The sequence below is a fragment of the Microcystis sp. M165S2 genome (genome assembly GCF_020245885.1).
GTDB lineage: Bacteria > Cyanobacteriota > Cyanobacteriia > Cyanobacteriales > Microcystaceae > Microcystis.
This window is the reverse complement of record NZ_JADBTZ010000381.1, coordinates 1-6,685: the sequence shown is the minus strand read 5'-3', so window position 1 is coordinate 6,685 and position 6,685 is coordinate 1. Positions and strand designations below refer to the sequence as shown.

Below are 6,685 nucleotides of genomic sequence, written 5' to 3'. Positions count from 1 at the left end.
CAACCCCCAACCCCCAACCCCCAACCCCCACCGAAAAACTTTTTCAGCAGACCCTAAGTAGTCGTGCAAAATTAATTTCCTAGTCGAGACTTCGAGACTCCGAGACAGCTATCAGGGATCGGATTTGATACCAAATCCATTTTTAATAGCATCATTAACTCCCAATCGAACTTTAAAAACTCGGTTATGGATTGTTTCTCCCCGCTCCAGTGATCTGGTACTTATCTTTGCCCAAATAGCAAGGAATTTAAAACCACGGCTAAATATTCATACTGCTCGATCGAATTATAGTAGTGAGCAGAAATCCTAACAATTAATGATGCTTCTCCCCAAGGAATTATCGGCACTTCAATCTGATATTCTTCCCACAGTTGTCTAGATAAATCTTCTGCTGCCCAAGCATAACTAGGAATTAGAATTGAAGACATCGATCCGATCATCGATTCTGGACAGGGATAATTGACTTCTAAGGCACAACAAAGCAAATTTCTGGCTTTTAAAACCAAATTACGATTCCTCGCCATCAGACCCAGTAAACCATCAATAGAGAGAGAATTTAAAAACTCGATCGCTTTTGGCACTGATAAATAAGCACTGGGATCATCGGTTCCCATCCAAGCAAATTCTAACTGAAAACGGGAGCGATCTTGTCGAGGAGAATTCGCTCCATGGCTAATAGTTAAAGGTCGAATTATTGCCTGTTTATCCCCGCGCACATAGAGAAAAGCAGCCCCCTTGGGACTACATAACCACTTATGACAATTAGCAGTATAATAGGTGGGATTAATTGCCCCGATATTAAGGGGTAAAAAACCTAAAGCATGAGCGCCATCGATGAGAGTATCAATACCCCGATTATTTAATTCTTGCACAATTTCTGCGATTGGCCAAATTAAGGCCGTGGGACTGGTGACATGATCTAAAACTACTAATTTTGTCCGGGGAGAAACTGATGCTAAAATTGCTTGACTAATTTCTAAAGGAGACTGCACGGGAAAGGGAATTTTAGCGATAATTACCTTTAAACCCCATCTTTTAGCTATATGTTTAACTGCATTAGCACAAGCATTATAGGTCTGATCGGTGATCAGAATTTCCTCATTTTCCTGAAAAGTTAAGGAATTTAATACCGCATTCACTGCTGTGGTTGCATTGGGAACAAAGACTAAATCATCGCTATTGACGCTGACTAAATCCGCTAATTTTTGCCTGGCAATATCTAATAAACCCTCTAATTCTCTCCCCAAAAATACTAAAGGTTGCCTTTCCATTCGTTCCCGCAATTGTTGCTGATAATCCAAGACTATTCTAGGGGTTGCACCATAGGAACCATGGTTGAGAAAATAAATATTGTCGGGAATTAACCAAGAATTTTTAGACATATTGAATTAATTTCAAATTATTCAAAACTAGAAAAAATAGCTGAAAAATTGCCTATTATATTCAGCTTCTGACTAGCTAGTATATTTATGACATAACCACCCATGGGTTGAAAACGATGAATAATTTCAGTGACAAAAGTTTCTCCATCTCTGAGAGGATGATTTTCTGATGCAAAGATAGCTTCATCTATTTTTTGCCGAATATCTTCTCTCCATTCTGCATCAGTTATTTGTTCGTATTCATCTTCGGGAGATTGATATTTTCCCGTTTTCACTTTCTCTTGGATTAGATGCTCTTGTTGTGGGGTAAGATGTAGGTTCATAGGTATTATGGCCATCTACTGGGTATCGACAAAAAAAGCTCTCCCAGAAAGAGGAGAGAGGAGAGAACGAGTTAGAAAAAATTATTAATGTAACCATCCTTTCAGACGACGAGCAACTTGAGGACGACGTAATTTTCGCATCGCTTTACTTTGAATTTGACGTACTCGTTCGCGAGATAAATTGAACATTCCCCCCACTTCCTCTAGGGTGTAGGGTTGACTGGTAGCTAAACCATAACGGAGGGAGATAACATCTTTTTCCCGTTCCGTGAGAACATCACTTAAAACTGCGAAAATTTCCTGACGCATCATCATCTCATTCATTTTATCTTCGGGAAGTTGTAGATCATTATCTTCCAACAGATCCACTAATTCCGTATCTTCTCCTTTCCCTACACGATGATTTAAAGAGAGAGATTGACGACGCAATTGTAATAATTGCCGCAATTGTTCAGGAGTCATTTCTAACGCTTCTGCGAGTTCCCGTTCATTGGGATTGCGCTGTAAATCTTGCTTGAGAATGCGCTGCGCTTTTTTGAGTTTATTGAGTTTTTCGACAATGTGAATCGGTAAACGAATCGTGCGCGCATCGTTAGCAATGGTGCGGGTGATTGCTTGTCGAATCCACCAATAAGCATAGGTAGAGAATTTATAACCTTTATTGGGATCGAATTTTTCGGCCGCACGGTTGAGTCCGATCGCACCTTCTTGAATTAAATCTAAGAAAGGAACTCCGCGATTTAAATAGCGTTTAGCGATAGAAACCACCAAGCGCAAATTAGAACGAATCATTTTCCGTTTAGCTGCTCTTCCCCGATAAAGACGGTTTTCCAGTTGACGTTCATTATCTAATTGTAAAGCACTTGCCCATTCCGTTTTCGTCGGGGGACGATGTAAATTTTCTTGCAGTTTTTGGCGCACTTCTTCCGCTTCCATGAGAAACTTAACCGAGTGGGCTAATTCAATTTCTTCTTCCGCATTAAGCAGGGGATAACGGGCCATTTCTTTAAAAAATGCCCCAACAGTATCTTCATTGTTACCTTGAGCGTATCCTGTTCCACTACCCCCACGAGTGGTTTTTAGGGTTTCCGGTAAAGGTTCAGTCAGATCTTCGTCAGTTCTTTCAGCAAAATCCACGCTGTCTAGTTCTAAAGGACTTGTCTCCAGGGCAATGATTTGATTAAAATTATCATCAGAGGCCAGTTTAGAGATTTTCATAAGCAGTTATGGATGGAGTGGGATTATAATAGCGGGGAAAAACTCGGTTTCTCCCAATGGGCTGATTGTTACATTGAATTTTCGGGGAGCAGATTTTTTAAACGTTTTCTTAATTAATGGCGGCCATTTCTGGGATATAATTGTGGGATTCTGTGTCGATGGTTACAAATCGCCGAACCAGACAATAAGATTTTCTGGTGAATGGGAGGAACTTTTTGTGTTTCTACTCATACACTCTAACTAAGGTTTTCGGTATTTGACTAGGTAAAGATCACGCTTCTTAACAATCAAGATAGCAGTCAGCTTTTTATTACTATTCTTCGCTTTTCCTATTGAGAACTATTCTCAACTTTCCCCTAACTATGCTTTCATTAAATAGCTAATAGCCAATAATTATCATTTGGGGAGACTGCAAGAGCTAAAAATGCAAATTTGTGGGCAAAAAAGCAATATTTAAACTGTTTTTAGAGAAAATTAGCTAGTTTTATTCCCCTCAAGCTTTAAACTATAATTTAAATACCCCATTCTCCCCACTTCCCACTTCCCACTGATAACTGATAACCATGCTCGATCGCCATGCTACCCTAACTGTAGCGGAACCTCCCACACCCTACCAATTAACCACCACCCCGCAACTGTGGTTAGAGGTTTTGGTCGATCGTCCTTATCCTAGAGATAGTCAAGAGGATGAGCAAATATTAACCTATAGTATCCCCCCGTATTTAACGGTAGAAATCGGCGATATTTTAAGCGTTCCCTTTGGTTCTCAGGTAATTGGGGGAATTGCCCTCAGATTTATCGAAAATTTGCCCCCAGGACTAGAAGAAAATCAAATTCGTCCCGTGGAAGATGTGATTACTAAGGGTTTTTTTCCTGATAATTATTGGCAGTTATTGACGAAAATCGCCCAATACTACGCTACCGATTTAATCACCGTTGTTCGCGTCGCTTTACCCAAGGGTTTACTGCGAAGTTCCCAACGTCGCATCAGATTAAAACCCGATGCGATTCCCCCCGGTGCGGAAGTTTTTTGTACTCCCCTCTCCCGTCAGATTTTATCCCTGCTCAAAAATCAAAAAGAAGGCGATTATTCGGCGAAATACCTGCAAGAAAAACTAAAAAATGCTAATTACGGTATTCGAGACTTAGTTAAGCGCGGTTGGGTGGAAAGTTATCTAGAAGCACCCAAAAGTACCAATATTAAACAAAAAAAAGCCATTACCCTGCTAATAACCGACTTTCCTGCTGATTTAACCGAAAATCAGCGCAAAATTGTCGAAATTCTCCGTCATCAGGGAGGAGAAATGTGGCTGCCGGAATTGGTACAACTTGCAGGGACAAAACATTTTAAACCGCTCATTGACAAGGGTTATGTGGTGATTGAGGATCGGGAATTTCTGCGCTTATCCTCGGCGATTATGAGCAGGGATCAACCAAAAACCCTCACTTCTAGCCAAAAACAGGCAATAGAAACCATTCAAAACCTGAAAGGTGGTGAAAGCGTCCTCTTACACGGAGTGACGGGATCGGGTAAAACAGAAGTCTATCTACAGGCGATCGCACCTATCTTAGCAGCGGGTAAATCTGCCTTGGTTTTAGTCCCCGAAATTGGATTAACACCGCAACTAACCGATCGCTTTGTGGCCCGTTTTGGCGATCGAGTCTATGTTTATCATAGCGCCCTCTCGGAAGGAGAAAGATACGATACATGGCGACAGATGTTAACAGGAACCCCCCAGGTGATTATCGGGACGAGATCGGCGATTTTTGCCCCTTTACCCCACCTAGGCATGATTATCCTCGATGAAGAACACGATAGCAGCTTTAAACAAACCCAATTACTTCCCACCTATCACGCGCGTACCGTGGCTAAATGGCGCGCTCAATTAAACCATTGTCCCGTAATTTTAGGCTCGGCCACGCCATCTTTAGAAACATGGCTAGAATCTCAAGATAATCCCTGTCTTTACCTACCTTTGCCCGATCGCATCCAAAATCGCCCCTTACCGCGGGTGGAAATCGTCGATATGCGACGGGAATTGCAACGAGGCAATCGTTCCCTATTTAGTCAATCCCTGCGTTCATCTCTGGAAACCCTGCGCGACAAGGGAGAACAGGGAATTTTATTCGTCAGTCGTCGGGGACATAGTACTTTTGTATCTTGCCGAAGTTGCGGTTATGTGCTGGAGTGTCCCCACTGTGATGTCTCCCTCTCCTACCACCACACCGAACCGGGAGCGCAAGAATTACTCCGCTGTCACTACTGCAACTATGGTCGCATTCATCCGAAACAATGTCCTGAATGCGGTTCTCCCTATCTGAAATTTTTCGGTACTGGCACTCAGCGAGTCACCCAAGAATTAACCAAAGAATTTCCTGATTTGCGTTGCTTGCGTTTTGATAGTGATACCACCCGCAATAAAAATGCTCCCCGGGAACTATTAAAACAATTTACTGATGGGGAATTCGATGTCTTAGTGGGAACCCAAATGCTCACCAAAGGATTAGATATCGATCGAGTTACCCTAGTGGGAGTAATGGCAGCCGATGGCTTACTTTATCACTCCGATTATCGCGCCTCCGAACGCGCTTTTCAAACCCTCACTCAAGTAGCAGGGAGAGCAGGAAGGGGAGAAAGAGAAGGAAAGGTCATTATCCAAACCTATACCCCCGAACATCCCGTGATTAGAGCAGTGCAAACCCACGATTATGAGGGTTTTGTCGAGACGGAATTAATGCACAGAGAGAGTTTAAATTATCCTCCCTACGGTAGTTTGGTATTAATTCGTTTTAGTGGTTTAGATGGGGAAGCGGTGCAGAAAAGTGCCGAAAATGTAGCGGAGGAATGTGTTAATAATTTCGGTTCCGATTGGGATATTTTGGGACCTGCACCCGCGACAATTATGCGCGTGGCTAACCGTTATCGCTGGCAAATTCTGTTAAAATCATCGGGAGACAAGGCTGATATCGGTGGTCTTTTTCGTCCTTTGAAAAGCTTAGTTTTGCCCAAGGTAAGTATGGCGATCGATGTGGATCCGTTAACTATAGAATAATCAAGGATGGATGATGCGCTCGCAACGCGCTCGCTACGCGAGATCGCTATTGCTCACGAATGCAACCAGTTATCTAAATCTGTCAAGGTGTCAAAGTCTAATAAAGCGAGTCCTAAGTCTTCTAATCGCTCCACAGGAAGGCCGCGGATGATTTCTTCTAGATTCTGGGGTATTTCCCCGAAACGTCGCTGAAGAAGGCGAATGAGTAAATACGCTTCTCCCTGTTGTCTTCCTTGTTGAATACCTTGTTGTACCCCTTGCTGTAGTCCTCTTGTAAGTCCCTCTTGAATCGCTTGTTCTCTATCCTGTTGGTAAAGTGGAGCTAAACGCATAATAAACTGCCTATCCTCCTGTGTTTTTTTCGATAACGCTTCTAGATTTCTACTCAGATTATACAATAAGTTTAAAGAAGCCGATTTTAGAGGAGCATTCGGCGATAATCTCTCTAATTCGTCAATGGCTCTCTCTCTTGTTCCTCCTTTACTATTTTTCTGATCGGAGACTACTGGCTACTGACTCCTAACCCTAACAACAATTTTTGATTTTTACCGGAGATTTGACACTCCCGTCGCTCTCATGCGAGGGATTCTTGGTTCACTGAGTTTCCTTAATCTGACAGGACGTATCCAACCAAACCAGAGGGAATCTCTCCCCAAGCGTGAGTTCCGGTATGCCCTACCGTACTTAGTCCCTTTTTGAGAATATTGAT

General features: G+C 42.5%; 4 protein-coding genes and 1 pseudogene. 1 reads left to right on the top strand and 4 read right to left on the bottom strand.

All coding sequences use genetic code 11. The features are described 5' to 3' along the window. Window positions 1-221: 221 nt before the first annotated feature. The 3 genes from IM479_RS18910 to IM479_RS18900 form a co-directional block, all read right to left on the bottom strand. Entirely contained in the window at window positions 222-1,382 is a 1,161-nt protein-coding gene (locus IM479_RS18910; protein WP_287686008.1) for an aminotransferase class V-fold PLP-dependent enzyme, read from the bottom strand. A 17-nt stretch (window positions 1,383-1,399) separates the two neighbouring features. Beyond that, entirely contained in the window at window positions 1,400-1,705 is a 306-nt protein-coding gene (locus IM479_RS18905; RefSeq protein WP_287686007.1) for a ribbon-helix-helix domain-containing protein, read from the bottom strand. Window positions 1,706-1,789: 84 nt separating this feature from the next. Beyond that, window positions 1,790-2,923, bottom strand: coding sequence for an RNA polymerase sigma factor, RpoD/SigA family (locus tag IM479_RS18900; RefSeq protein ID WP_287686006.1), 1,134 nt, complete (start codon window positions 2,921-2,923; stop codon window positions 1,790-1,792). Window positions 2,924-3,486: 563 nt separating this feature from the next. Here IM479_RS18900 and priA point away from each other — a divergent pair. Then, window positions 3,487-5,976, top strand: coding sequence for a primosomal protein N' (gene priA, locus IM479_RS18895; RefSeq protein ID WP_287686005.1), 2,490 nt, complete (start codon window positions 3,487-3,489; stop codon window positions 5,974-5,976). 53 nt (window positions 5,977-6,029) lie between these two features. Here the strand turns inward: priA and IM479_RS18890 are convergent. Next, window positions 6,030-6,458 (bottom strand): annotated as a pseudogene (locus IM479_RS18890) (DUF4351 domain-containing protein); the annotation flags it as partial. Window positions 6,459-6,685: the final 227 nt, after the last annotated feature.

What these genes read in the sequence shown, in the direction of transcription:
- IM479_RS18910 (WP_287686008.1), bottom strand. Translation starts at nt 1,382, where the DNA reads ATGTCTAAAAATTCTTGGTTAATTCCCGACAATATTTATTTTCTCAAC.
- IM479_RS18905 (WP_287686007.1), bottom strand. Translation starts at nt 1,705, where the DNA reads ATGAACCTACATCTTACCCCACAACAAGAGCATCTAATCCAAGAGAAA.
- IM479_RS18900 (WP_287686006.1), bottom strand. Translation starts at nt 2,923, where the DNA reads ATGAAAATCTCTAAACTGGCCTCTGATGATAATTTTAATCAAATCATT.
- priA (WP_287686005.1), top strand. Translation starts at nt 3,487, where the DNA reads ATGCTCGATCGCCATGCTACCCTAACTGTAGCGGAACCTCCCACACCC.